General features: G+C 33.5%; 19 protein-coding genes. 5 read left to right on the plus strand and 14 right to left on the minus strand.

The window, feature by feature from the left end; translation table 11 throughout:
• Positions 1–46: 46 nt before the first annotated feature.
• Positions 47–1,144, minus strand: a complete 1,098-nt coding sequence (locus N4A35_13680) for a mechanosensitive ion channel (protein ID MCT4582460.1) — start codon at positions 1,142–1,144, stop codon at positions 47–49.
• The gene (dnaG, locus tag N4A35_13685; GenBank protein ID MCT4582461.1) at positions 1,141–3,090 is read right to left on the minus strand and encodes a DNA primase; all 1,950 of its coding nucleotides are present in this window, start codon (positions 3,088–3,090) and stop codon (positions 1,141–1,143) included. Before dnaG ends, N4A35_13680 begins: the two co-directional genes overlap by 4 nt.
• A 209-nt stretch (positions 3,091–3,299) precedes the next feature.
• Between dnaG and N4A35_13690 the strand changes: the two genes are divergently transcribed.
• Both N4A35_13690 and N4A35_13695 read left to right on the plus strand, forming a co-directional pair.
• The gene (locus N4A35_13690) at positions 3,300–8,525 is read left to right on the plus strand and encodes a C25 family cysteine peptidase (GenBank protein MCT4582462.1); all 5,226 of its coding nucleotides are present in this window, start codon (positions 3,300–3,302) and stop codon (positions 8,523–8,525) included.
• Between the two features lie 189 nt (positions 8,526–8,714).
• Positions 8,715–9,587: a hypothetical protein gene (locus tag N4A35_13695; protein MCT4582463.1), complete on the plus strand. Its 873-nt coding sequence runs from the start codon at positions 8,715–8,717 to the stop codon at positions 9,585–9,587.
• Positions 9,588–9,647: 60 nt separating this feature from the next.
• Here the strand turns inward: N4A35_13695 and N4A35_13700 are convergent, their stop codons facing one another.
• The 3 genes from N4A35_13700 to N4A35_13710 form a co-directional block, all read right to left on the minus strand.
• A complete protein-coding gene (locus N4A35_13700) occupies positions 9,648–10,061 on the minus strand; it encodes a GtrA family protein (GenBank protein MCT4582464.1) in 414 nt (137 codons plus the stop codon).
• Positions 10,062–10,130: 69 nt separating this feature from the next.
• Positions 10,131–10,850: a 1-acyl-sn-glycerol-3-phosphate acyltransferase gene (locus N4A35_13705; protein MCT4582465.1), complete on the minus strand. Its 720-nt coding sequence runs from the start codon at positions 10,848–10,850 to the stop codon at positions 10,131–10,133.
• A 75-nt stretch (positions 10,851–10,925) separates the two neighbouring features.
• Positions 10,926–12,176 (minus strand): pyridoxal phosphate-dependent aminotransferase family protein, encoded by a 1,251-nt coding sequence (locus N4A35_13710; protein MCT4582466.1) that lies wholly within the window; start codon positions 12,174–12,176, stop codon positions 10,926–10,928.
• A gap of 403 nt (positions 12,177–12,579) precedes the next feature.
• On the opposite strand from N4A35_13710, the gene N4A35_13715 reads away from it, so the two are divergent.
• Both N4A35_13715 and N4A35_13720 read left to right on the plus strand, forming a co-directional pair.
• On the plus strand, positions 12,580–12,939 hold the full coding sequence (locus N4A35_13715) for a DUF4180 domain-containing protein (protein MCT4582467.1): 360 nt from the start codon (positions 12,580–12,582) through the stop codon (positions 12,937–12,939).
• A gap of 109 nt (positions 12,940–13,048) precedes the next feature.
• Positions 13,049–14,092 (plus strand): endonuclease/exonuclease/phosphatase family protein, encoded by a 1,044-nt coding sequence (locus N4A35_13720; GenBank protein ID MCT4582468.1) that lies wholly within the window; start codon positions 13,049–13,051, stop codon positions 14,090–14,092.
• Between the two features lie 164 nt (positions 14,093–14,256).
• Here the strand turns inward: N4A35_13720 and N4A35_13725 are convergent, their stop codons facing one another.
• From N4A35_13725 to N4A35_13765, 9 genes are all read right to left on the minus strand, one after another.
• Positions 14,257–14,934: an RNA methyltransferase gene (locus tag N4A35_13725; GenBank protein ID MCT4582469.1), complete on the minus strand. Its 678-nt coding sequence runs from the start codon at positions 14,932–14,934 to the stop codon at positions 14,257–14,259.
• 50 nt (positions 14,935–14,984) lie between these two features.
• The gene (locus N4A35_13730) at positions 14,985–16,010 is read right to left on the minus strand and encodes an AMP-binding protein (protein ID MCT4582470.1); all 1,026 of its coding nucleotides are present in this window, start codon (positions 16,008–16,010) and stop codon (positions 14,985–14,987) included.
• Positions 16,010–17,290 (minus strand): serine hydrolase, encoded by a 1,281-nt coding sequence (locus tag N4A35_13735; GenBank protein ID MCT4582471.1) that lies wholly within the window; start codon positions 17,288–17,290, stop codon positions 16,010–16,012. Before N4A35_13735 ends, N4A35_13730 begins: the two co-directional genes overlap by 1 nt.
• 1 nt (position 17,291) lies before the next feature.
• Positions 17,292–18,344, minus strand: a complete 1,053-nt coding sequence (aroB, locus tag N4A35_13740; GenBank protein MCT4582472.1) for a 3-dehydroquinate synthase — start codon at positions 18,342–18,344, stop codon at positions 17,292–17,294.
• A 1-nt stretch (position 18,345) separates the two neighbouring features.
• Entirely contained in the window at positions 18,346–18,819 is a 474-nt protein-coding gene (locus tag N4A35_13745; protein ID MCT4582473.1) for a hypothetical protein, read from the minus strand.
• A gap of 73 nt (positions 18,820–18,892) precedes the next feature.
• Entirely contained in the window at positions 18,893–20,293 is a 1,401-nt protein-coding gene (locus N4A35_13750) for a sugar transferase (protein ID MCT4582474.1), read from the minus strand.
• Positions 20,294–20,295: 2 nt separating this feature from the next.
• Positions 20,296–21,165: a hypothetical protein gene (locus N4A35_13755; protein ID MCT4582475.1), complete on the minus strand. Its 870-nt coding sequence runs from the start codon at positions 21,163–21,165 to the stop codon at positions 20,296–20,298.
• A 75-nt stretch (positions 21,166–21,240) separates the two neighbouring features.
• Entirely contained in the window at positions 21,241–22,179 is a 939-nt protein-coding gene (locus tag N4A35_13760; protein ID MCT4582476.1) for a hypothetical protein, read from the minus strand.
• The gene (locus tag N4A35_13765; protein ID MCT4582477.1) at positions 22,169–23,875 is read right to left on the minus strand and encodes an ABC transporter ATP-binding protein/permease; all 1,707 of its coding nucleotides are present in this window, start codon (positions 23,873–23,875) and stop codon (positions 22,169–22,171) included. Before N4A35_13765 ends, N4A35_13760 begins: the two co-directional genes overlap by 11 nt.
• Positions 23,876–24,113: 238 nt before the next feature.
• Here N4A35_13765 and N4A35_13770 point away from each other — a divergent pair, with 238 nt between their 5' ends.
• Positions 24,114–25,055, plus strand: a complete 942-nt coding sequence (locus N4A35_13770) for a hypothetical protein (protein MCT4582478.1) — start codon at positions 24,114–24,116, stop codon at positions 25,053–25,055.
• Positions 25,056–25,083: the final 28 nt, after the last annotated feature.

The following is a 25,083-nucleotide window of genomic DNA, read 5'->3' on the forward strand; positions in this document are numbered from 1 at the left end:
ATGCTCCATTATTATAGGGTAATCACTATAGCTATTTTAAAATAAACTATATACTAACTCTATTATCTGAAATAATATGTAGGTCTCTCTGCGGGTAAGGGATCTGAATACTATTGGCTCTAAATGCGGCATCAATCGCAAAGCGGATATCACTTTTTATTGTCATAATATCCCAGGTTTGAGCAGCCCAAAAGTAAAGTTCAAAAGAAAGTCCATTATCTCCAAAGTCATTAAAAATAATTAAGATTTCTTTGTTTTTACTCACTTTGGGGTGTTGTAATGCACATTGATAAAGGAGGTCTTTAACAAGTGCGGTATCCGTACCATAGGCTACAGTAACCTCAATGTTAAAGCGAGTGACCTTTTCACTAATAGTCCAATTGGTAACGTTAAACTCTGTTAGTTTAGAGTTCGGAACAATAATCGTTTTGCCATCAATCGTTTTGATGTGTGAGGTTCTGATATTGATTTTCTGAACCTTGGCAACTGTATTGTCCATTTCAACAATGTCTCCAACTTTAACACTTCCGTCAAAAAGCAAGATTAATCCTGAGATGACATCCGTTAAAAACTCCTGTAAACCTAGCCCTACTCCCAGGAATATACCCATCGAAGCGGTCAGTAATAACGTAATATCTACATTAATACTGCGCAACATCATAATTGCAACAATAACGTATATAAAGTAGGAAGTTAAACGGGTTATGGTAAAACGCCTTCCTTCATCAATCCAGTCTTTATCTTTAGTCGACTTATAGATAAAAGTTTTAGTGAGGTTGAGTACAAACTTGGTAATGAAAGAAAGTATAATGATGAAAATAATACTTCCAATGGTGATCGAAAATTTACTTTCATCTCCACCTCCCAATAATTGATAATCTAAAATAGAAGATAATGAAAAGTCCTTATTGCCTATTCCTAAAATTCCAATGGTTAGTAAATCACCAATGATAAAGAGTAGTTGATTAGATAATTTATGTAACGTTTTCTCTTTTCCAAAAGACCAGTTGTGTTTCTTTAAAAACTCCTCAATCTTTTTGTCAGATTTTGATCTTAAGAATAAAATAATAGCCCAAGTAATGACTATTAAAATGACATTTAATAAGGTTAAAGAATATCCTTTTATATTGATTAATTCGATCATCTTGTAATTACAATTCCTAGTTTTTCAGCAAATAAGTTCCGAGCCATCGTTAAATTTTTAATAGCTTCTAATAATTCCATGATAGCATCATTATTAGCTTCATGTTTTAAGGCGTTTTGCTTATCCGCAATCATGTTTTCCGTAGTACGCATCTTAAAAATGGCAACCGATTGAATCACAGCATCCTTTAAACGTTCACTTTCATGAACAGGGTAGATTTGATGTTTTTCAGCCCAATTGTTACTTACGCTATCTTTTTGAGTAGTAATATCAATAACAATTCTGTTGAGGTTGGTGTTTTCATGATGTGTAAAATGCTTTTCACTAATTACTAAGCCTTGTTGTATCCCATCCAAATACTCGTCAAAAACCAATTGATAATCTTTGTTGATGTAGGAAATTTCATCGCTAAGAATTTCTTCTATAATGAATTGAGCAACAGGATAGTTCATCTCTTCCGAATCTCCCTCCTCATTTTCAACTTCAATAGTAATAAATTGAGAACCATAAAGAATCATTAATCGAATAAGGTCTTTTTCCTGTATGTCTAATAAATGTTTTCCATTATTGGTGTTTTTTTGAGGTATCCTTTTTTCTTGTTGCTGTTGTTCGTATACTGCTTGTTCTTTTTGAAGCGCAACATTTTTTACCCCTAGGCGCTTATTGACTTCATTCAATAATGCTTGTTCAGAAATTTCAAAGAGTTGACTGGTAGCTTGGATATATACTGAACGTGTAATCTGATCAGGAATAATAGAAATAGAGCCTACAATATCCTTAATCGTTTCTGCTCTTTTGATAGGATCATTCTTAGCATCTGCCAGTAAGATAGAAGCTTTAAAATGGATAAAGTCCTGTGAATTGGTTGATAAATAACGTTGCAAGTCATCAAAGTCTACTTTTCTTGCATAACTATCAGGGTCTTCTCCGTCGGGGAATAAGACCACTTTAACATTCATCTCTTCTTCCAAAATAAGGTCAATTCCCCTAAAAGAAGCCTTTATCCCAGCTGCATCTCCATCATAGAGGATCGTAATGTTTTTGGTGTAACGTTTGATCAATCTTATTTGCCCTTCAGTAAGTGCTGTACCACTAGAAGCTACTACGTTTTTTATCCCAGCTTGATGTAAGCTGATGACATCAGTATACCCCTCAACAAGATAACACTGATCTTCTTTAATGATTTCGTTTTTGGATTGATAAAGCCCATATAAAATTTTACTTTTATTATAAATAGGACTCTCTGGTGAATTGTAATATTTAGCAGACTTCTTATCTATTTTTAAGATTCTTCCTCCAAAACCAAGTACTCGTCCAGTAATGTTTTGAATTGGAAACATTACACGTCCTCTGAAGAAATCATAGCTTCCTCTTTCATTCGTTTTACTTAGTCCTGTTTTGACTAAATAATCGAGTTTATAGCCAGCACTCGTAGCAGCTTTGGTTAAATTGTCACTCCCTTGTGGAGCATAACCTAATTCAAATTTCTTAATCGTTTCTTCGCTAAAGCCCCTTTCTTTAAAATAGCTTAAACCAATAGCTTGCCCCTCATTCGTATTCAGCATTTGTCGAACGAAAAAATCTTTAGCATATTGATTAATGAGGTATAAGCTTTCTCGCTCACTTTGCGCTTCAATTTGTTCAGCACTAAGTTCCTCTTCTTCAATTTCAATGTTATAGCGTTTAGCTAACCAACGCAGGGCTTCAGGGTAGGTGAAATGCTCGTGTTCCATAATAAATGAAACCACATTTCCCCCTTTTCCAGAGCTAAAGTCTTTAAAAATTCCTTTGGCTGGAGAAACCATAAACGAAGGTGACTTTTCGTTAACAAAAGGACTTAAGCCTTTATAATTCGAACCTGCTTTTTTTAGACTAACAAAGTCGTTAATGACTTCAACAATGTCGGCAGTATCGAATATTTTCTCAATGGTTTCCTTTGGAATCATTACGAAGTAATTTTAAACGCTGGTTAAATTAAGAATGTTAAAACTCTTTTAAGTACAAATGTAAGTGACTTCAAGACAAAGTTAAGGAATTCATACAAGGAATGAAATCAATAATTTTGATTATTTAAGTCAAAAACAGATTGTTTTAAAGAATTTAGTAAAGAATTCTCAAATAATTTTCGGAAATTGCAGTTTATAATGGAATATAAATGCGAGCAATTATCCCCAAAATATTAATTATCATTTTAGGTATTTATTGGTTTTCCAATAGTCTTCACGCTCAAACTTATGGGAACGAATGGATAGCGTATCATCAGAAGTATTACACTTTTAAAGTTGTCAATACCGGGATTCAACGCATTGGATTTGATGCATTAAATACTGCCTTAGCAGAAACAGGTGATGATATTTCAACGATAAATACGGCTAATTTTCAAGTTTTTGGAAGAGAATCAGAAGTTGCTATCTTGATTCAAGATGGGGGAGATGGACAGTTTAATTCTGGGGATTATATAGAGTTTTATGCGCAAAAAAATGATGGTTGGTTAGATTCCCTGTTGTTTGATAATCCTGTATTTATTGGGGACTCTTATTATAGTTTAGTCAACGATACCATCAATTACTTTTTTACTTGGAACAATTCCACAGCGAACAAAAGAATACAAGTAGAAACAGATGTTGCATATAGTACTTATCCAGAGCAAGCATATTGTTGGAAAAAAAATTATCATAAACATACTGATCTATATGCTCAAGGAAGTAAGTTTCAAGGACTTTCTAGTCCAAAGTATACCTCTGGTGAAGGATGGATGAGTCCAACTTTTTCAACGAATCAAGTACTGACTTCTCAAGTAACGACATCTAATGTTTACAATGGGAATTCACAGCTGAGAGCTTTTGGTGAGGCGGTATCAGCCAGTGTCTCGTCTTCTTCATATACAGGAGCGTTTAATCACAACACACAACTGCTTTTTGGAAGCTCAAATACCTTGATAGCTGATACTTCTTATACTGGGTATCACATGATCAAAAAAGCATTTGATGTACCGTTAAGCCTTTTGGGGAATAATCAAACAGCAATAAAACATCGGATCACTAATATTGGTCAAACTTCCGATATACAACAGGTGTCTTCTGTGACGTTGTTTTATCCACATACCTTTAATTTTGAAAATCAAAATTATTTTGAATTTGGATTGCCTGCAAATACTTTTTCTTCTAAGTATCATATTTCAGTTTCCAATGTTCAAGGAAGTAATCCTTTTATATATGTTTTAGGGAATACGTTGAAAAAAATACCAATGGTGAACCAATCAGGTGAGTGGAAAGCAGTGCTGCCTAATACAACTCAAGACTCCATAAAGGCGGTCTTAGTTGATGCTGCAAATATTCAAGTTATTAATAGTGTACAACCTATTAATGCTTCAGCTCAGTTTAACGATTATCGAGTATTTACTGCAACCAACCCTTTTCTAATTATTACACATCAGCGTTTAATGAGTGGAGCGCAGGATTATGCAACCTATCGAGCAGCAGCGGGTTATGATACTTTAATCGCCGATATTCAGGAACTTTATTATCAATTTGGAGGTGGTATCGAAAAGCATCCTTTGTCTATTCGTAGATTTTGCAAACAAGCTATAGAGTTATGGCCTAATGAACCAGGTCATTTATTCATTATCGGTAAATCGGTGAGAGATGTTAATGAATCAAGCTTAGGATCAAGGCAAGATGCAGCAGCGTTTGCTAGAAATTTAGTGCCTTCATATGGGTATCCCTCATCAGATAATCATTTTACAGTTGGGTTAGAATTGGGAATGGAATCCTTTGCAGTACCAACAGGACGCTTAAGTGTTACACAAAATTTCCAAATACAAGAATACCTCAGCAAAGTTATGGCCTATGAGCAGGAGCAAGTCCCATACCTTAATTATACTATACCAGACAAAGAGTGGCAAAAAAATGTTTTGCATTTTGGAGGGGGAACAGATAGTGCAGAGCAGGTTTTATTGAATAGTTTTTTATCTGGATTTGAATCAATTATTGAAGATACCTTGTTTGGAGGCGTGGTAAAATCCTACACCAAAGATCCAACTTCTTCTGTGATTAATACAGCAGATTTTTTTAGTGTACAAGAAGACTTAGAAGAAGGCGTTTCTTTAATTACTTTTTTTGGGCATGCTTCAAGCGGAGGAGGGTTTAGTCAAAATATTGATAGTCCAAATAACTGGAATAACGATGGGAAATATCCTTTAGTGATTGGTTTGGGATGTTACACTGGAGATGTACATCAACCCGATACGAATAGTTATGCTGAACAATTAATTAGACCAACAAATGAGGGAGCCATTGCTTTTATTTCAACGGTCAAATTAGGATTTGTGACTTATATAGGGAACTATACCCAATTCTTATACAGAGATTTTGCAAATGGGGGATATGGAGAAACCATTGGGCAACAAATGAAAAATACAGTAGATACACTTTATCAAATTATTGGGAGTTCAAGTTGGGATGTTATTCAAGAAAGCAACTTTAATGGAATGTCTTTACAAGGTGATCCTGCTTTAAAAATTAATTCGCATTTAGCGCCAGAAATTGTTTTAGATGAATCCAGAGTATGGAGTATCCCCTCTCAAATTGACTTATCTGTAGATACGTTTGATTTATATGTAGTAGCGTCTAATATTGGTGCGGCATTTGTCGATTCTTTTAATATAGAAGTTACGCGTACATTTCCAAATGGAGCAGATTCTGTGTATTCGAAAATAGTACCTGGATTATTGAATAGGGATACGATTGTTTTTAGGTTGCCAACTTATCATAATGTCGCAATTGGAGCGAATAATTTTACAATTAAAGCAGACTTACCAACTTCTGGAATTGTAGAACATACTGATGAATTTATCAATAACCAGGTTAATTTTACGAATTATGTGATTTCAAATGGATTACTTCCAATTTGGCCTTACGATTATGCAATTATACCTAATAAACAAGAGGTCTTAAAAGCTTCAACAGTAAACCCTTTTGAACGTTTAAGAAATTATGTTTTTGAAATAGATACAACCGATTTATTCAATTCTCCATTTAAAAAGGAGCAACGAAACATGAGTGAGGGTGGTGTTATTGAAGCCCTACCATCTCATTGGTTAAACAGTAATACACAATTGCCAGAACCACTAGAATTCACTGATAGTACTGTCTATTACTGGCGCTGTTCTCCAGATAGTAGTGTGAAAGATTGGTTAGAATCATCCTTTCAATACATTCCTAATAAATGGGGATGGGGACAAAGTCATTTCTTTCAGTTTAAAAATAACACTTATACCAATATTGAGTATAACCGACCAAATCGAACTTTTGATTTTCAACCATCAGCAGCAAAAATCAATGTGTCTACCAAAATACATTTGAATTCGCATTGGTCAAGTCCAGAACCTCAAGCAACACTTTGGAAAATATCAGGAGAAACACAGGACTATGGAGGGTATGTATGGCCAGCAATACATATAGGTATAATTGATCCAGTTTCATTGAAAGGCTGGCGTACTCCTTTTGATTATGGGGGGGGAGATATACAAAACCCTGATCATTGTTTTGGCCAGTTTAATGGTGATCCATCAATTTGTTCAAGTACAATAACAATGGGGAGAAATAGAACGCATGGGATGTTTATATTTAATTACAATAATCCCGATGAAATGGATTCCTTGGCCACTTTTCTAACCAATAAAGTTCCTGATGGACATTACATTATAGCGTATTCATACATTCCTAATAATTATACCTCCCCAATGTCATTAAATGGAGCTATGCCTAATGCTTTATATACTGCATTGCAGCAACTTGGTTTTACAGGGTTTAATCCTAGTAACCCAGATGATGGATTTATCTTATTTTGTGAAAAAGGAAACCCGTCAAGTGCACAAGAAGTACATTCAACACCTATGGCAGGAGGGGTAACTTACCCAGGAGTGGAATCGTTAGATTTTGAGACTATTATTCAAGGGTCCAATGTACAGGGGTATATCAATTCAACTGTTGCAGGACCAGCTTATGAATGGGACGTATTGTATTGGAAACAACATCCACAAGAGCAGAATACAGGAGATTCTACTTTACTAAGATTATATGGTATTACTAATGCAGGAAATGAAATTCAATTATTAGATACTTTAATGACCGCTTATGATTCAGTTATTAGCTTGCAAAATCTTGTAGATGCTTCCATCTATCCCAATGTTCGTTTAGAAGCTTGGGAAATAGATTCAACAACATTTACTCCAGCACAAATAGAGCGTTGGCAGTTAATTTATAGTCCTATACCAGAATGTGCAGTTAATCCTAAGAAAGGGTTTTATTATTCCATTCAAAATGATTCCATTCAAGAAGGTGATTCATTAAGTTTTGCTTTGGCAATTGAAAATGTTAGTGCCTTTGATATGGATAGTTTAAAAGTTAATTATTGGATCGAAGATCAAAGCCATGTTCAAAATTCTATAACCTATGATAGACAGGACTCACTAAGAAGCGGTGAGGTGTTATTAGATACAATTACAATATCAACGATTGGTTATCCAGGGTTAAACAGTATTTGGTTAACAGCTAACCCTAAAAATGGTGGAGGAGCTCAAGATCAAATGGAACAATTTTACTTTAATAATTTTGCTCAAAAACCATTTGTTGTTCAATCAGATATTACTAATCCTATATTGGACGTGACGTTCGATGGTGTACACATCTTAAACGAGGATATTATAAGTCCAGAACCCAATATTGTCATTACTTTGGATGATGAGAATCCGTTTTTGTTATTAAATGAAGATCTAGATACAGCAAATATTCAACTAGCATTGCTAAGGCCTAATTCGAATACTTATGAGGTGATTAATTACATTGAAAATGGGCAGGAAAATTTAAAGTGGTATCCAGCAAACTCAACTGAAAATAAATTTACAATTGAATACAACCCAATCTTTGCAGAAGATGGAATCTATAAATTAAAAGTGCAAGGAAAAGATAAATCTTCTAATTTCTCAGGAGATTTAAGTTATGAAATTGCTTTTGAAGTGATTAACCAATCCACGATTACTAATGTATATAACTATCCTAATCCTTTCTCAACAAAAACACATTTTGTATTTACGCTCACAGGTAAAGAATTACCAGATGATTTCCAGATTAGAATTATGACTGTTACAGGAAAAGTAGTAAGAGAAATAGGTATAGATGAAATAGGAGCAATTAAGATTGGAAATAATAAAACTGAGTTCTTTTGGGACGGAAAAGACCAATATGGGAGTCAGCTAGCTAATGGTGTTTACCTTTATAAGGTAACAGCTAATATTAATGGTGAAAGTATAGAACGTAGAGCTACTAGTGGAGACCATGCATTTAAGCATCAAATAGGTAAGATGTATTTATTAAGATAACCTACTATTGATATTTTTTGGTATGCAAATTGCAAACTCTATTACTGTAAAAAAGAATGTTAATATCACCTTTTGGTTGTTAAAAACTTTCGTCAAACAAATTAAGTCATTCATCAATATTTAAGAAGCTTACAATTATATTTTCTTTTCTTTGTATTGTGTAAAAGATATAAGTCTATGAGAGTGAATATGAGAAATATTATATTATTTTGTTTAGTAGTAGTAGTTTCTACTTCAGTATTTGCAGGCACCCCACAAGATATTAATAAACTAGATGAGAATGGTAAGAAAACCGGTTATTGGATAATAACGGGAGACATGAGCAAAGAAAAAGGCTATGCACCAGACGCTAAGGTTGAAGAAGGGGAATATGTCCGAAGTCGGAAAACGGGACTTTGGAAAAAGTACTGGAAAAATGGAAAGCTGAAAAGCGAAATCACATATACTAGGGGGCGTCCGAATGGAGATTATGTTACTTATTTTGAAAATGGAAATATTGAAGAAAAAAGTACTTGGGGCGGAAATAAGCAGACAGGTAGTTATGAAATGTATTACCCGAATGGACAATTAATGAAAAAGAAAGAGTTCTCTAATGATGGAAAATCGACAGGGAAAGTGGAGTATTTTTATGAAAATGGTCAAAAAGAATTAGAGTTTACAACTGTAGATGGCGTAGAACAGGGAGAAGCAACTTGGTTTTATCCAAATGGAGACGTAAAAATTAAAAAAGACTTTAACGCTGGAGCGGTAACAGCTGAAGAAAATTTTGAAAGAGTCAATCCTGAGTACAAAGATCCTACGCCTAAGAAAGAAATCAAAGGGCCTAAGGCAAGTGGTTCTGAAAATGAAGCTCAAGGAGGTAAATCAGGTAGCCAGATTGTTGATGGCCATCACATCACTTATGATAAAGACAAAAACATACTAATGGAAGGAGAGTTTAAAAATGGAAGACTCTACAATGGAAAACATTACTTATATGATGAATTCGGATTACTTGATCATATAGACATTTATAAAGACGGAGTCTTTGAAGGTAATGGTGTTATCGGAGGAAGTTTTTAATACGTATATATTTAATAAACATTCTATAAAAAATAAAAAGGAGAGCATTAGCTCTCCTTTTTATTTAACAGTAAATGTAAATTTGTTTTGTAAAATATAACTATAAACAACACTAATTACAGTGGTGAGAATTCTTGAGGGAAAAGCAGGTAAGCCAATTAAATCTACAAAAAGTTTCATTAATAAATAGCTAATAATGATGGCCCCCATTGAAACGATAAAATACCTTACAATTTGAATTTTTCCTTTTAAGTTTGACTCTTCAAAAGTAATGTATTTATTCAAAGCAAACCCCGTTAAAAAGGTAATTGGAAATACAATAAATAATGAGGCTATATGTGGACTTAAAACAACAAATCCTAGCTCTAAGTTTTCTTGGTTAATAACAAAGTTAAAAACAATAAAATAGAGGATTAGGTCCAATACCAAATTTCCTCCTCCACAAGCAGCATACCTAAAAGTTTTGAGCGGCATGATTTTCTTAAAAATAGGGAAGTAAAAAAAGTCTATAATAAGAGTGAGCAATTTTACCATATCTGTAGTTTAATCTTGAATAGAGTTAAACAATTTTTCTACTTCGTGTTGAACGTGAGTAGCAAAATCTTCGACTGTTTTATCCTTAAAGTTCTCTGCTAAGATTAAGTCTCCATATTTTACAGTAACTTTTCCTGGGCGTAAACGAAATTTTCCAGATGGGTTCACTTTTCGAGTTCCTTTTATCGCTACAGGTACAACATTGACCATACCTTCTTTGGCAACAATAAAAGCACCTCTTTTAAATTGGTGTATTTTACCATCTTTAGAACGCGTACCTTCAGGAAAAATAACAACGTCTCTCCCTCCTTTAATCAAAGCCCCAGCTTTTTGTAAGCTTTCTTTCGCTTTCATCTTATTTCCCCTGTCTACAAAAATCATCCCCATAGCAGCGGTATATTGACCTAAAAATGGAACCTTTTTGATCTCTTTCTTTGCAATAAAATGCAAATGCTGCTTTGTTTGATTAATAATTGCAGGAATATCAAAATTCGATTGATGATTAGCTGCAAAAATTGCTGGTTCAGTTAATGATAATGCTTTTTCTCTGTCAATGGATTCAACACGAGCTCCAACAATAAAAAGAATGACAGAAGACCATAGCTTTTCAACGATAAAAAAAGCCGCTTTTCGTTGCCTAAAGAGTAGAACAACAAAAACACAAAGAATTAAAAAGATACTCCAAGAAAAGAGAATAATTGTTTGTAAAATGTTAATGATAAACCACATGCCTGCAAATTTAAAATAAAAAACCTCTAATCGATATCGATTAGAGGTTTTTTATAAATTGTATAAGAGTTCTAATTAAGCATTAGCGTTAACAATCTCTTCTGCGTGGTAATCACCAGCATCTAATTTAACTTTTACTTTCTTAAATGTCTCAATTGTGTATTCTACATCTTCTAAACTATGAGATGCAGTAGGTATTAATCTTAATAAAATCATTCCTTTAGGAACAACAGGATAAACCACAATAGAAGTAAATATTCCGTAGTTTTCTCTTAAGTCGTAAGTTAATTTAGTAGCCTCTCCTAAAGTTCCACTTAGCATTACTGGAGTTACACATGAGTTTGTGTTTCCTAAGCTAAATCCAGCCTTTAATAATCCACTTTGTAAAGCATTAACAATTGTCCATAACTTATCTCTTTGCTCAGGAGCTTTTAATAACTCTAACCTTTTGATTGCTCCAACTACCAATGGCATTGGTAAAGACTTTGCAAATACTTGAGAACGCATGTTATAAGATAAGTAATCAATTACATCTTTCTTACTACAAACAAAAGCTCCAATACTAGCCATTGATTTTGCAAATGTTCCTAATAAAACATCAATCTCTTGGTGAACACCTTGCGCCTCTCCAGCACCTTGTCCTTTGTCACCTAAAGTACCAAAACCATGAGCATCATCAACAACCAATCTAAAGTTGTATCCTTCGTTTCTACGTAAGTCAACAATCTCTTTTAATTTTCCTTGATCTCCACTCATTCCAAAAACACCTTCAGTAATCAATAAGATTCCTCCACCTGTTTCTTCAGCAATTTTAGTCGCTCTATCTAATTGAGTTCTACACTTGTCTATATCGTTATGCGGGAAAACAAATCTTTTCCCTTGATGTAAACGAACACCATCAACTAAACAAGCGTGACATTCACTATCGTAAACAATTACGTCGTTTCTAGAAACCAAAGAATCAATTACAGACATAAAACCTTGGTATCCAAAGTTCAGTAAGTAACAAGCTTCCATTTCCATAAAGTCAGCAATGTTATTCTCTAATAATTCGTGTTGAGAAGTTTGTCCCGACATCATTCTTGCTCCCATAGGATATCCTAACCCCCAATCTTTAGCAGCTTGAGCATCAGCTTCTCTTACCTCAGGTAAGTTTGATAAACCTAAATAGTTGTTGATACTCCAAGTCAATACTTCTTTTCCTTGGAATGTCATTCTTGGAGCAATTTCTCCCTCTAGCTTAGGAAAAGTAAAGTAACCATGCGAAGACTTTTGGTGTTGTCCTAATGGTCCTCTGTTCCCTGCTATTCTTTCAAAAATATCCATAATATAATCTATGTTAATCGCTAACGTATTAAAATAATAAACGGCAAAAGTAAACGATTCTCCCTGTTTTTCAAATTTATTGCTCATTTAAATGTTAACGAAGCCCTGTTATTTATGTGTTAATAGGGATTTTTTTGTGTGTTTAAGGGACTGTAATCATCTGTTTTGGGAGTTAAACACTGAATTTCAAGTTTATTAAGTTATGATACCTTAAATTTTTTAGTCCAAGTTCTAGTATAGTGTAAAGAATTTATAGAAATGAATACGTTATACTATTCGTCATCGCCCATGATTTAAATTAGTTCAGATGCGATTTATTACAATTATTTTATAATTTTAGCACTGTTCTAATGCCAATTTTTGAAATTACAAATATACTGGATTCCATTTACGCCTCGAAAAAATGAAAACTAAAACCCATCAGATCAATAATACAACAGTTGTTGAGGTATGGTCAGAAGAATACCTGATCAATAATACGCAAGATGGCATAGACTTGTTAGGTAACCTATATTATCAGGGTTTTGATAATGTCATAATTCATCAAAAGAATATCGTTCCAAGCTTTTTCGAACTGAAAAATCGAATGGCTGGAGAGATCCTTCAAAAATTTTCGACTTACCGAGTTAAGTTGGTTATTGTAGGAAATTTTTCAAACTATAACAGTAAAAGCTTCGATGACTTTATCTATGAAAGTAATAAAGGAAATCAGGTTAACTTTGTAGCATCCATAACAGAAGCATTAGCAAAATATTCAAAGTAGTTTTTTTTGAGGCGTTATTTTAAAGGAAGATGCTTTGTTTTAATACTTATCTTTGTAGGACATAAGCTTAACAAAGTCCAAAAAGTTGAAACAAACAAAAATTATACTGTTGATAACAATCCTTATTCTATTATTTGGAAATAGAGTAGCCAGTCAAAACTTAAGTGATCTTTCCTTTGGTACAGACTCTACTTTTGATGTTGTTACATGGAATATAGAATGGTTCCCTAAAAACGGAGTAGCAACGATTGATTCAGTGAGTAAAATTATTGAAGCAATTGATGTAGATCTGATTGGTGTTCAAGAAATCGATGACTCAACGTTATTTAGGCAAATGATTAATCAGCTGCCAGGGTATGATCTTTTTATGGGAAGTGGTTGGTTTGGAGGCTTAGGATATGTCTATAAAACCAATACAATCAATATTCAAGCACAATACAAAATATATGATACCTCTCCATATTGGAATATTTTTCCTAGATCTCCTTTGGTAATGGAGCTAACTTATATGGGAGAGGAGTTTATTGTAATCAATAATCACTACAAATGTTGTGGGGATGGGATATTAGAGGTTGGAAATACGTCTGATGAAGAGTATAGACGGCACAGAGCTAATTTGTTGCTTAAACAATATCTTGAGGCAAATTTTTCATCCAAGCGAGTGATGGTAATTGGAGACCTTAATGATGTTTTAACAGATCATAATCAAAACAATGTGTTTCGAATATTTTTAAATGATCCAACCAACTATTTGTTTGCAGATATTAACATTGCATCAGGATCTTCGGTAAATTGGTCGTATCCAGGTTGGCCGTCCCATCTCGATCACATTCTAATCTCCAATGAACTCTTTGCTGAGTTTGCAGCAATAGGATCTGGAGTTCAAACAATAAAAGTAGATCATTTTATGTCTGGTGGTTTTGCTGACTATAACCATGATATCTCAGACCATCGACCGGTTGGAATCAAAATTATTGTTATTCCAAATGCATCTGACGTTGTGGAAGAACTAATGCCTGCGGTTACTGTTTTTCCAAATCCAACAACTGAACAAGTATTTCTAGATTTAAAGCAGTTCGAGGGTAAAGTGGAAGTTAAAATTAGAAACTTAAGTGGACAGGTTATTGAATTAAAGGAATATCAAGGAAATTAAATTGTTGAATTAGTTTTGAATAGACCTGCTGGAATATATCTACTAAGTGCTGAATCTGAGCAGCATAAATCTGTGATAAAGTTGATTAAAAAATAAAAGAGAAACTGTAATGACAACTATAATAAAGTAAATGGTTGTCATCATCTCATTATCTTATTACCTCATTACTTTTTACGATCACGATTACGATAATACTCTTTTTCGTAACCCTTGATATTTCTTACTACTTTTTTACTCCATTCAAACTGAATTAACTCTTTTTCTTCGTCTGTCAGTTGCCAGTCGAGGTCACTTTTACGAAGTCTGTCAGTAATAGATTGTAAACATAAAGCAGCAGAAACAGAAATATTATAGCTTTCAGTAAATCCATACATTGGAATACGCATATAAGCATCAGCATGTTCCAAAGCCACGTCTGTTAAGCCTTCTTGTTCAGTACCAAAGAGCAAAGCAATAGGTTGATCAACTGGTAATTCTGGGAGCATAACGTCATCCTTATGCGGAGTTGTTGCAACAATTTTATAGCCTTTAGCTTTCAATTCATTGATACAAGCAACAGTATTCTCCTCTTGTTGGTTGTGGTAATTTAGGTTCAACCATTTTGCAGAGCCAACAGCTATATGAGGATTAACATTGTACTTATTTCTATTCTCAATAATATGGACATCTTGTACACCAAAACAATCACAGCTTCTCAGTACTGCACTTGCATTATGAGGTTGGTAAATATCCTCTAAAACAACTGTTAAGTAACGCGTTCGGTTTTCTAATATTTCTTTAAACTTATTTTGTTTGTTCTCAGAAACAAAACTTAAAATATGTTTGGCAAAAGCTTGATCCATAAATGAGTTGCTAAATATGATTGATTGCAAATATAGTAAATTATATAGCGTTAAGGAGTATTAAAGATTTTTGCTAACGTAGCACTACGATTGATTTTTCCAGTTTCTGTTTCTTCAAATTGCTTCACCCAATATGTCGTTTTAGGAACTTCGTATTTATTTAGTTCTTCAAAACGGATTGAGAATTCATGTTCAGCTTCAATGATGAGGATAATCTTATTTCCTAGTAGCTCGTCAGGTTCAGTTGCAATAAATATTCGATTGTTAGGAATGAGTTGAGCGATTTGTTGTTCTAAAACTTCAGCTTGTATTTTAATCCCACCAGAATTAATCACGTTGTCTTTGCGGCCTTGCCAAATAAATTCAGTGTTCGATAATAATTCTACTTTATCATTGGTAATTAGTTGTTGTTGGGAAAGGTGAGGAGCATTAATAATTAAACAACCATCGGATGTTTGCTCAAAGTTAATAGAAGCAAGAGCTGTATAATGTTGATGTTGATTAAGTTGACGTAAAGCAATATGTGTAATCGTCTCAGTCATTCCAAACGTAGCATAACAATTCGTTTTATAAGCTTTTAACTTATTTTCAAGTCGCTTGTCAACAGGTGCTCCTCCTATGATTAAGGTTGCTATCAAATTAAGTTTTTCAGGATTTTCTCTTAATATAGTATTCACTTGCATAGGAGTCATGGCAGCAAATCGAATGGGGGAAGCGATAGCTTTTAAGGGATTGCTCGATGGAGGTACACTAATCAAATTTATTTCAGCAAATAAAGCTCGAATCAGCATTAATTTACCAGCAATAAAATTGGTGGGAAGACAAAGTAAAGCTGTATCTTCTTTTTTTAGACCAAAATAAGAACATGTCAATTCAGCACTTTTAAGTACTGAATTTTTAGAGAGTTGAATGAGTTTTGGCGTTCCAGTTGATCCAGAAGTGGAGACTGTAATTTGAGAAGAGCTGTTATACCACTCTTCAAGAAAATGTATAATATTTAGTTCTTCAGTAGTTTTGTTGGGAAGTTGAGCTAAATCTTCACTGCAATTGATAGAAATGGTATTAATTGTAAACATTAGTCTTTAATAAAAGATTGAGTATGGCTACCATTAGCAGTAATAGCCTTTAAAATATAAGTTCCTTTTGGTAAATTTGAGGTCAAGATTTTTTTTTCAACAGTACGAAGCATTAATTGCCCATAAATGTCGTAAATCAATACAGTAGCCATACCACTGTAGTTGATATACAAAACATCTTTGGTAGGATTAGGGTATACGCTAAAAGCAGTTGTTAAATTATGTTTTTGTAGGTTCGAAGTAGTACATGATAAATTCATGATGCGTTTCCAAATCTCATTGTGTAAGCCAAATTCAGTATAACTACTGCTTCCTGTATTACCTTGACGAATCATTACCAGGCCATTGTTTGGTGAAATACTAATGTATTGTCCTTGTGATCCTGCAGCTGTATAAACATCAGACGGGGCATCTGGAGATACAAACCCATTGATATATGTTGGAGTACCTGTTGTAACATAACCATTCTGGCCATTTAGCCACCATAAATAACCATAAGAGGGGTTTAAGCTCTGAGAGGGGCTAATCATTTGTTGTAGATAATTAGAATCAGCAAGGATAGTGTCATTATCCCAAATCCCTTTGTTACTCACTAATAACCCATACCTAGCCATATCTCTAGCTTTACTGTAGTAGGTGTTAATTCCAAGAAGATTTATCCAGAATCCCCCCATACCTATAGGCGTTTTAATTCTTGAATTGGTATACAAATTTTGTGTTGTACCCGTAGCATTTTCCAAAACCGCTCTTAGTAGACCATAAGGACCATTATGGTATGCCCATCTTGTTCCAGCAGTACTTACATAAGTCAAACAATTAGGGTTTTCACAGGTGAAATTACTTTCATCCAAACCAGAAGTCATTGTCAATTGGTGCCAAATGGTAATAGAGTCTTCTTGAGGTAAGTTAAGGCTAGTCCAGTTTGAACCTATGTAGTCGGAAGTTTTATCTGTAATAGCTAAGAACCCTTCTTCTTGTGCTTTTCCAATTAGCATTGCTCTTAAACTTTTGGCTGCCGAAAACCATAAAAACGAACTGTCTTGTGTATAGGTCCCAAAATACTGTTCAAGAACAATTTTTCCATCTTTTAATAAAATAAAAGATTTAGAATTTTCAAGCTCTAAATAGTCGTATAAAGCTGTAATACTATCTTCACACCATCCCAAAGAAGTTGGAGAAATAGTATCCCATGTATTACCATTGTTAGGAGGGAAATAGGAATCTTGAGCGGAAGAGAGTTGCCCAGCAATTAGTGCAAGAAAAAAGAAAAAAGGTTTCATGCTATTGATTTAAATTGGTATAGAAATTTAGTGCTTCAACGATCGTTTCAATAGTAGCTGTATGGTTAATAGAACTTTTTCCAATTGCTTCAATAAGTGTAAAGTTAATTTCACGATTTTCGTTCTTTTTATCCTGTAACATTAGAGCTATTAATTGTTGGTGGTCGGTAGGTAATTGTTGGTGTTTAAATAAATCGAGTATTGCTTTAGTGATCTCAGTTAAAGTAGTAGTGTCAATTCGATTTTTTTTGAACGCTATATAACTTTCACATATTATTCCTATAGCAACAGCTTCTCCATGTAGTAACTGGGAAGAAGTATTCATAAAATAACTCTCGATAGCATGACCAATTGTATGACCAAAATTGAGCTTTTTTCTCTCATTTTGTTCAAAAGGATCAGCATTTACGATGGTGTTCTTTAATTGAATAGATGTTTTTATGATGTAATTCCAGTCCCATTCATTTAGAGGAGTATTGACGCAATAGTTCCAGTATTGTTGGTCAAATAAAATACCGTGTTTTAAAACTTCACCAACGCCAGAAGTTAATTCATCTTTAGGTAGAGTCGTTAACATTCTTGAATCGCAAAAAACACCTTTAGGTTCAATAAAAAGTCCGATGTTGTTTTTTAAGCTTAAAAAATTAATCCCTGTTTTTCCCCCAACAGAAGCATCAACCATACTTAACAAAGACGTGGGGATGTTAATAAAATCAATCCCTCTTTTGTAGATGCTTGCAACAAAACCTCCTAAATCTGTAATTACTCCACCTCCTAAATTGACAAAGAGGTCATTTCTATTGAATTGTTGTTCAATTAATTGAGTCCAAATGAATTCGCAAGTTGTAAGTTTTTTTTCTTGTTCACCACTTTTAATGGTAATAATAGTAGGAGAGGTATGTGTAATTAGAGGGGCAACTTTAGGGAGTAAGATGGAAGTGTTTTCATCAACTAAAATAGCAATTTTACGATAGTTCTTTACAATAGATTGGAAAGTCGAATCTTCAATATTTCCTATTTCAACAAAAGCATTTTGAGTCTCGATAAATTCCATTTTACGGATTGATTTGGTGAACATCATTATTTCGTTCGTCAATACGATCTTTTACGATCTTTATTTTATAGGCGAGTTGCATAGCAAAAGGGTCTTTATGTTTTAACCAAGCAATCGACCTTTTATCACCTTGAGCAGCAAGTGCCATAAATTTTAGTAAATCAAATTTGTAATGATTTAGCCAATCCAATGCTTGCTGATCGCCTTCTGCTGCTTTAACTAAAGCTGCTAGGTGTGGATATCCGTTTTTTAGGAGCCATTGTAGAGATTTAACATCATTGGTTAAAGCAAAACAAAACAAACCTAATTCTTGATAACCATTTTTAATTAAAAAGTCTCGAATTTTTGAATTTCCACTTATTGCTTCTCCCCAAGCAACTAAAATTTTATCGCTGTAATTCAATGGTTTAATCGTTGCTTGAATTTTCTCTTTACTTCTAGGAGTGGCTTTATCATTTAAACGGTTAAAAAACATATCTAGGCTTAGGTTTTATTAAAGTATAATAAAAGTAAGAAGAAAATGGTACAGAAAGTAAGATAACAAGGATTTATTTACCAGAACCTTTTAGAACGATAAGAACAGTATAGATTAAAATTTTAAAATCTAAGGCTAATGAACGGTTTTCTACATAAAGGATGTCATACTTTAAACGTTCAATCATTTGCTCAACATTTTCAGCATAGCCATATTTTACTTGCCCCCAAGAGGTGATACCAGGTTTTACTTTTTGTAAATGTTTGTAATGAGGAGCTTGTTTTACAATTTGGTCGATAAAGAATTGTCGTTCAGGTCTTGGACCAACTAAAGACATTTCTCCAATTAACACATTAAAAAATTGAGGAATTTCATCTAAACGTGATTTACGCATAAACTTTCCAATTTTAGTAATTCTTTGGTCAGTAGCACTTGATAATTGAGGTCCTTGTTTTTCGGCATCACTAACCATTGATCGAAATTTATAAATCATAAAAGGCTTACCTTTAATTCCTATACGTTCTTGTTTAAAAAAGATCGTTCCTTTAGAAGTTGATTTGATGATGATAGAAAGAATAAGAAAAACAGGAGAGAGTAAAATTAGAGCAAAAACAGAGGCGAAAATATCAATAACGCGTTTAAAATTTTGTTGCCATATCGGCATTTTATTGGCGTTAATTTCAATTAATAAGGCTCCAAATATTGCGGTTAATTTTACAGATCCCGTTAGAATGTCATACATGTCAGGAATAATCTTAATGATAACATTACATTCATTGAGGTCATTGATGATCTTCTTTAAGTTTTCATGTTCAGAAGATTCGATGGCAATAATAATTTCTTCTATATGATGCTCTTCAATAATGGTTTTAATGTTGTCATATTTTCCATAATATTCAATGGGGGCTTTTAGTAGAGCTCGATCAACACCATTGGTACTTACAAAACCTTTAAAAAGATGACCAGGGTTCTTTTTTAGGCTTGAGACTTCATTGTAAATCGCCAAAGCATTTTCATTTCCTCCTATAATCAACGTAGGAAAGCCGATTAAACCATTGTGGATTTGTTTTACAATTTTAGAAGTAAGAATTAATCTCGGAATAAGTGTTAGTAAAAAATGAAAAGAAAATAAAGCAGTCAAAGAGATATAATAATCTCTATAGCCATTAATTTGATCATCTAAAATCAGAAAGAAAAAAAGGAATAAACACCCAATTAAACTGATAAATAAGGTCTGTCCAAATTCACGTAATCGATATTTTCTGTATACATTTTTATAAGAACCAATAACCATATAGATAGCAACCCAATAAATAGGAACTAATACTAGACCATAGTAAAAATTTGAATCAATATTAATGGCGCTCAATTCAATGTTATACTTTCTAAAGAAATAGAACAATACCCATGAAACCAAAGCAGCAATAAAATCTGCAATAAAAAAGGTGATGATGGTATTTTTTTTCGACAACATTACTAATTCCAGAAAATAACTTTAATATTATCGATATAGATTTTAATATTGTCTGTAGCATCTAAATTTGTTACTCTAAAGTAAATATCAAATTCAGGTGAGGCTGAAAAGAAATTACTGGCGTCAGGCAGATATAAATAAGTTTTGTTCCATGTATTATTGGTAGAGTTCAAGGTAATTAAAGGTGATCGTTCATAAGGATCTCCAGTAATAGCATTGGCAAGAATACCCACTTCTAATTTGTAATTGGAGCTGTAGTTTAATTCTAAATATGCAGGTGTACTGAGGTTGGTAGGCATAGCATTAAAGCTAGGCTCGTTTGTTCTCATTTCGCATTGGTATTGGTCACTATTGAGTGCAATCAAACCAGCACCACCTTCAAAAAGTTCATTGGTGGGTGCAGTTACTCTAATTATTGTTGTGTCACTTTGGTGAGGGTTTAACTTAAAACTAGGGTCTTCAAAATCTTCCACCCAAATTAATGCATCATCTACATAATTGACTACAGGTTCTACGGTATAGGTAGAGTCAGCTTTTAAATCTTGATGGTAGGTAAAATGTGTAAAAAATGGATATTTTTTTCGGTCTACTGAAATTCCATTTCTTTTGATTCCTGCAAAAATTTTAATTTCTCTTTGTCCAACCTTAGTAATAGGCACGGTTGTAGGTAAGTCGAATGTCCCTATTAATTCATCGTCAACATAAACCCATGCATCAACAATCTTATGGCTATTGGTACCTTCAGAAGAAGCGGTAGTGTTCAATTCAATAGTGTCTATTTTTAAGAAAGCAGGGCGTTGTTCAGCCTTGTCGAACTTGCTACAGGCACTAAAAAAAACTACAATAAGGAATAACGGTATTAATAATTTCATAAACAACTTTCCTTTTACAACTATCCTTCCATCTTTTTATTGTCGATTTTTATAAAAGTTTTTAACCAAATCGCATTACGGATTGCAAATCAACACAAAATTTTCAAAAACTTGGGCAATGTAAAGCTTATTTTTATAAAAAATAGCCCCAGAAGCAGCCGAAATTTGTTGGCCTTCATTACTGTAAATTACTTTTTTACTTTTATTGTCGAGGTTAAGTTCGTATATCACACTAGGAGAAAGATTGTCTCTATCTCTATAATGTTTAAGAAAACGGTTGAACTTCGGATGGGAAGAAACGAGTAATTGATCAGCTGTTCCATATAAATTATCGCCTCCTTTAATTTTAAAAAGAGATTGCTTTTTATAGTTTTTTGCTATGTCATAACTGATTATTTTTCCACTTAAAGTTGTACTGATGATAATTTGATTACCAATTTTTATGACCCCATTGGGTGCGTTGAGGTGCTTGTCAATTACAGTAAATCGTCCAGCATTGTAGGCAACAAGTTTACCTGTGAAATATTTATAATGTGTAATGTAAAAATCGTTTTCGCTAGTCGCGTAAATATCATTTGGAAAGTGGATAACCTTGTCTTTAATAATATCAGTAATGATGATGGAGTCTTGGGAAAGCTGGCCTTTTAAAACAACAGATTGTTTGGGGTAAGAATGACTAATGATAAAAATAGTATTTTTATAAACAGAGATTCCATGCGGATGAAATGGAATAGAGTCTTTCGGGAACTTTAAGAATAGTTCTTGTGTTTGTTGAGTTGAAAAATCATAAGAAAGTATTTTTCCGCTAGATTGTGCAACTCTTCTTTCGTCACAAGAGATAATTAGTCTTGGTGAAGTAGAAGAGGAGTCAATATCAATATCTTCTGGTCCATCAAAAGTCTCAATAGAAGAGTAGGAAGAATAAGAAACTGCTTGAGGCGGGAGTGTTTTACATTTTGAAAAAAAGAAAGCACTAAAAGCCAAAAAGCCAATTGTTAGTATATTATTGTTCATTAAACTGCGTGTCATATAACTTCTTATAGTACCCATTGTTTTTAATTAGTTCGTGATGGTTGCCAATTTCCTTAATTTCACCTTTCTCCAGGACAATTATTTTAGTCGCTTTTTTTATCGTAGACAAACGGTGTGCAATAATAATGGAAGTTCTACCCTCGGTTAGTTTGTCAATAGCATTTTGAATCATTTCTTCAGATTCAGAATCGATGGAAGAAGTTGCTTCATCCAAAATTAAAATAGTAGGATTGTATACATAAGCTCTTAAAAAAGAAATTAATTGACGCTGCCCTACAGAAAGCATACCACCGCCTTCTTTTACATTAAAATCATAAGCATTGGGTAAGTTCATAATAAATTGGTGAGTACCAACTAACTTTGATGCAGCAATGACTTCTTCTTTAGAAATGTTGGGATTACCCAAGGTAATGTTATTAAAGATAGAATCAGAGTAAAGAAAAACTTCTTGTAAAACCACAGCAATTTGCGTTCTAATGGTGTTGCTATCAATCGTTCTTAAATCAGAACCATCAATTAATATTTCTCCTTTTTGATACTCATAGAAGCGACTTAATAAATTGATGATCGACGATTTTCCTGCTCCAGTAGCACCTACAATAGCTACAGTTTCCCCTTTGTTAACACTAAAAGTAATATCTTTTAACACATAATTAGGAGAGTTGTAGGCAAACCATAAGTTCTTGAATTCAATGGTTTGGTTAAAATCAACAGTTTCCTTAGAGGAGGTAGGATTATGAATAAATTCTTGCGTGTCAAGAAGATTAAAAACACGTTCAGCGCCAACCAAGCCCATTTGTAAAGTATTAAACTTATCAGCTAACATCCTAATTGGTCGGTAAAGCATGTGTACAAATAAAATAAATGAAGTTAAATCAGTAATGATTTCCTGAATATTAGCATTGGGTTCATTGATTTGGAATAAACTATAAAAAATAAGCAAAGCAATCGATAACGCACTGAGGTTTTCAACTACAGGAAAAAAGATAGAATAAGCCCAAACAGATTTGATGTGTGCTGCTCGATGTTTTTGGTTAATCGCTTCAAACTTCTCGATTTCAATGGCTTCGCGATTAAAAATTTTGACAATATTGATTCCTGTTATGTGCTCTTGTACATAAGTATTTAGTTTCGAGACTTCATTTCGTACATCTTGGAAAGCCTTTTTGATAGCGTTTTTAAAAATTTTTGTAGCCCATAACAGTAAAGGTATAGGTATGATGACAATTAGTGTTAGCTCCCAATTTAAATATAACATCGTACCAATCACAAAAATGATGGTTAGAATGTCTCCGATAATCATAATAAAACCTTGAGAAAAAATATCTGCAATGGTTTCAATGTCACTAATGACGCGAGTAACTAATCTTCCTAAAGGTGTGTTGTCAAAAAAATGCAACTTTAATTGGGTAATGTGACTAAATACTTGATTTCTGATATCTCTAATTACATTTTGTCCTAATTCTTGAGAAATATAAGCCCTGTAATAACTGCCTATGGCTTCTATGATAAGGAGTCCTACTACAATTAAAGTCCCTATAAGTAATCCCTCTTTATCCTTGTTTGCAACATATTGACCAACCAACTCTCCTATGATTTTGGGCCTGAAAATACTAATAACAGCTAGGAATAATGTTAGAAATAACGCCCAATAAAATTTGCCGTTATATGGGGTCATATAACCTAATATTCGTTTGAATAATTTAAAGTTTAAAATTTTATTTCCCCCTTTCTCCATTCAGAATAAATTAATAGCGCAAATGTAAAGATAATCTAACTTTTATGTGGTTTATAAATGGTAAAATGTTAAAGGTTAGTTAACGAATTCAATTGTTTGTCAACAAAAATCAAGAATTTACCCAATATTTTCAAAATCAATTTGTTTTATATGCAGATATATATAAATTTGTATGATTATGAACAGGTTTTTTGTCTTAATATTATTTTTGTTCACTTTGTCTGGTGTTGTCTTAGGACAGGTTGGTACAGGTTTTTATAAGTCCGATATAGGATTTAGAGTTGGAGCTGCTAACTATTTGGGTGAAATTGGAGGAAAAGAGAAAACAAGAAGAGACTTTGTATGGGATATGAAAATTCCTCAAACAAGAACTTCAACAAGTTTATTTGGTAGATATAAGTTTAACGATTATGTAGCAGTAAACATGGCCCTTAACTACAATAGAATTAAGGGTGATGATAACCTATCAACTAATCCTGGAAGGGTAAATAGAAATTTACGTTTTGTAAATAATCTTTTTGACTTTACAACACGTTCTGAAGGATATTTTTACAAAATCAATGATGTAGGAAATAGAGGAAGATATTATGTGTCTTTTGAAGCTTATGGACATTTAGGGGTTTCTGCTTTCTATTCGAATCCAAAAGGAAGTTTGGATGGATCGAATTGGGTGCCTTTAGCTCCTCTTCAAACTGAGGGGGTTGATTATAAACAGTTTGGTGTAGGAATTCCAGCAGGACTAGGGTTTTATTTTACAGTAAAAAGAAAACACCGTATAGGTTGGGATTTAACATGGGTAACTACTTTTACCGATTATTTAGATGACATTAGTAATGTCTATGTTGATCCTGCTTCATTAGGCTCTTCAGCAGCAGTAGAGTTAGCTAATCAAACCGCTGCCGTGACTTCAGATCCAGGAATTATAGCAAGTTACGCACCGCCGTCAGAAAATAATAACGGAAAAAGAGGAGATCCTACCCATAACGATTCGTACATGTATATGAATTTATCTTATTCTTATGTGTTGAAAGGTAGATATAAAGGGAATTTCTCTACTGGAAAGTATGGAAGTAAGAGACGTAAACGTAAAACTGTCAGAAAAGAAAGAGTTAAGCTTTAATAATATCTAAAAAGGAAGTTGAAAGACT

This window comes from Flavobacteriales bacterium, assembly GCA_025210295.1.
Lineage (GTDB): Bacteria > Bacteroidota > Bacteroidia > Flavobacteriales_D > Parvicellaceae > S010-51.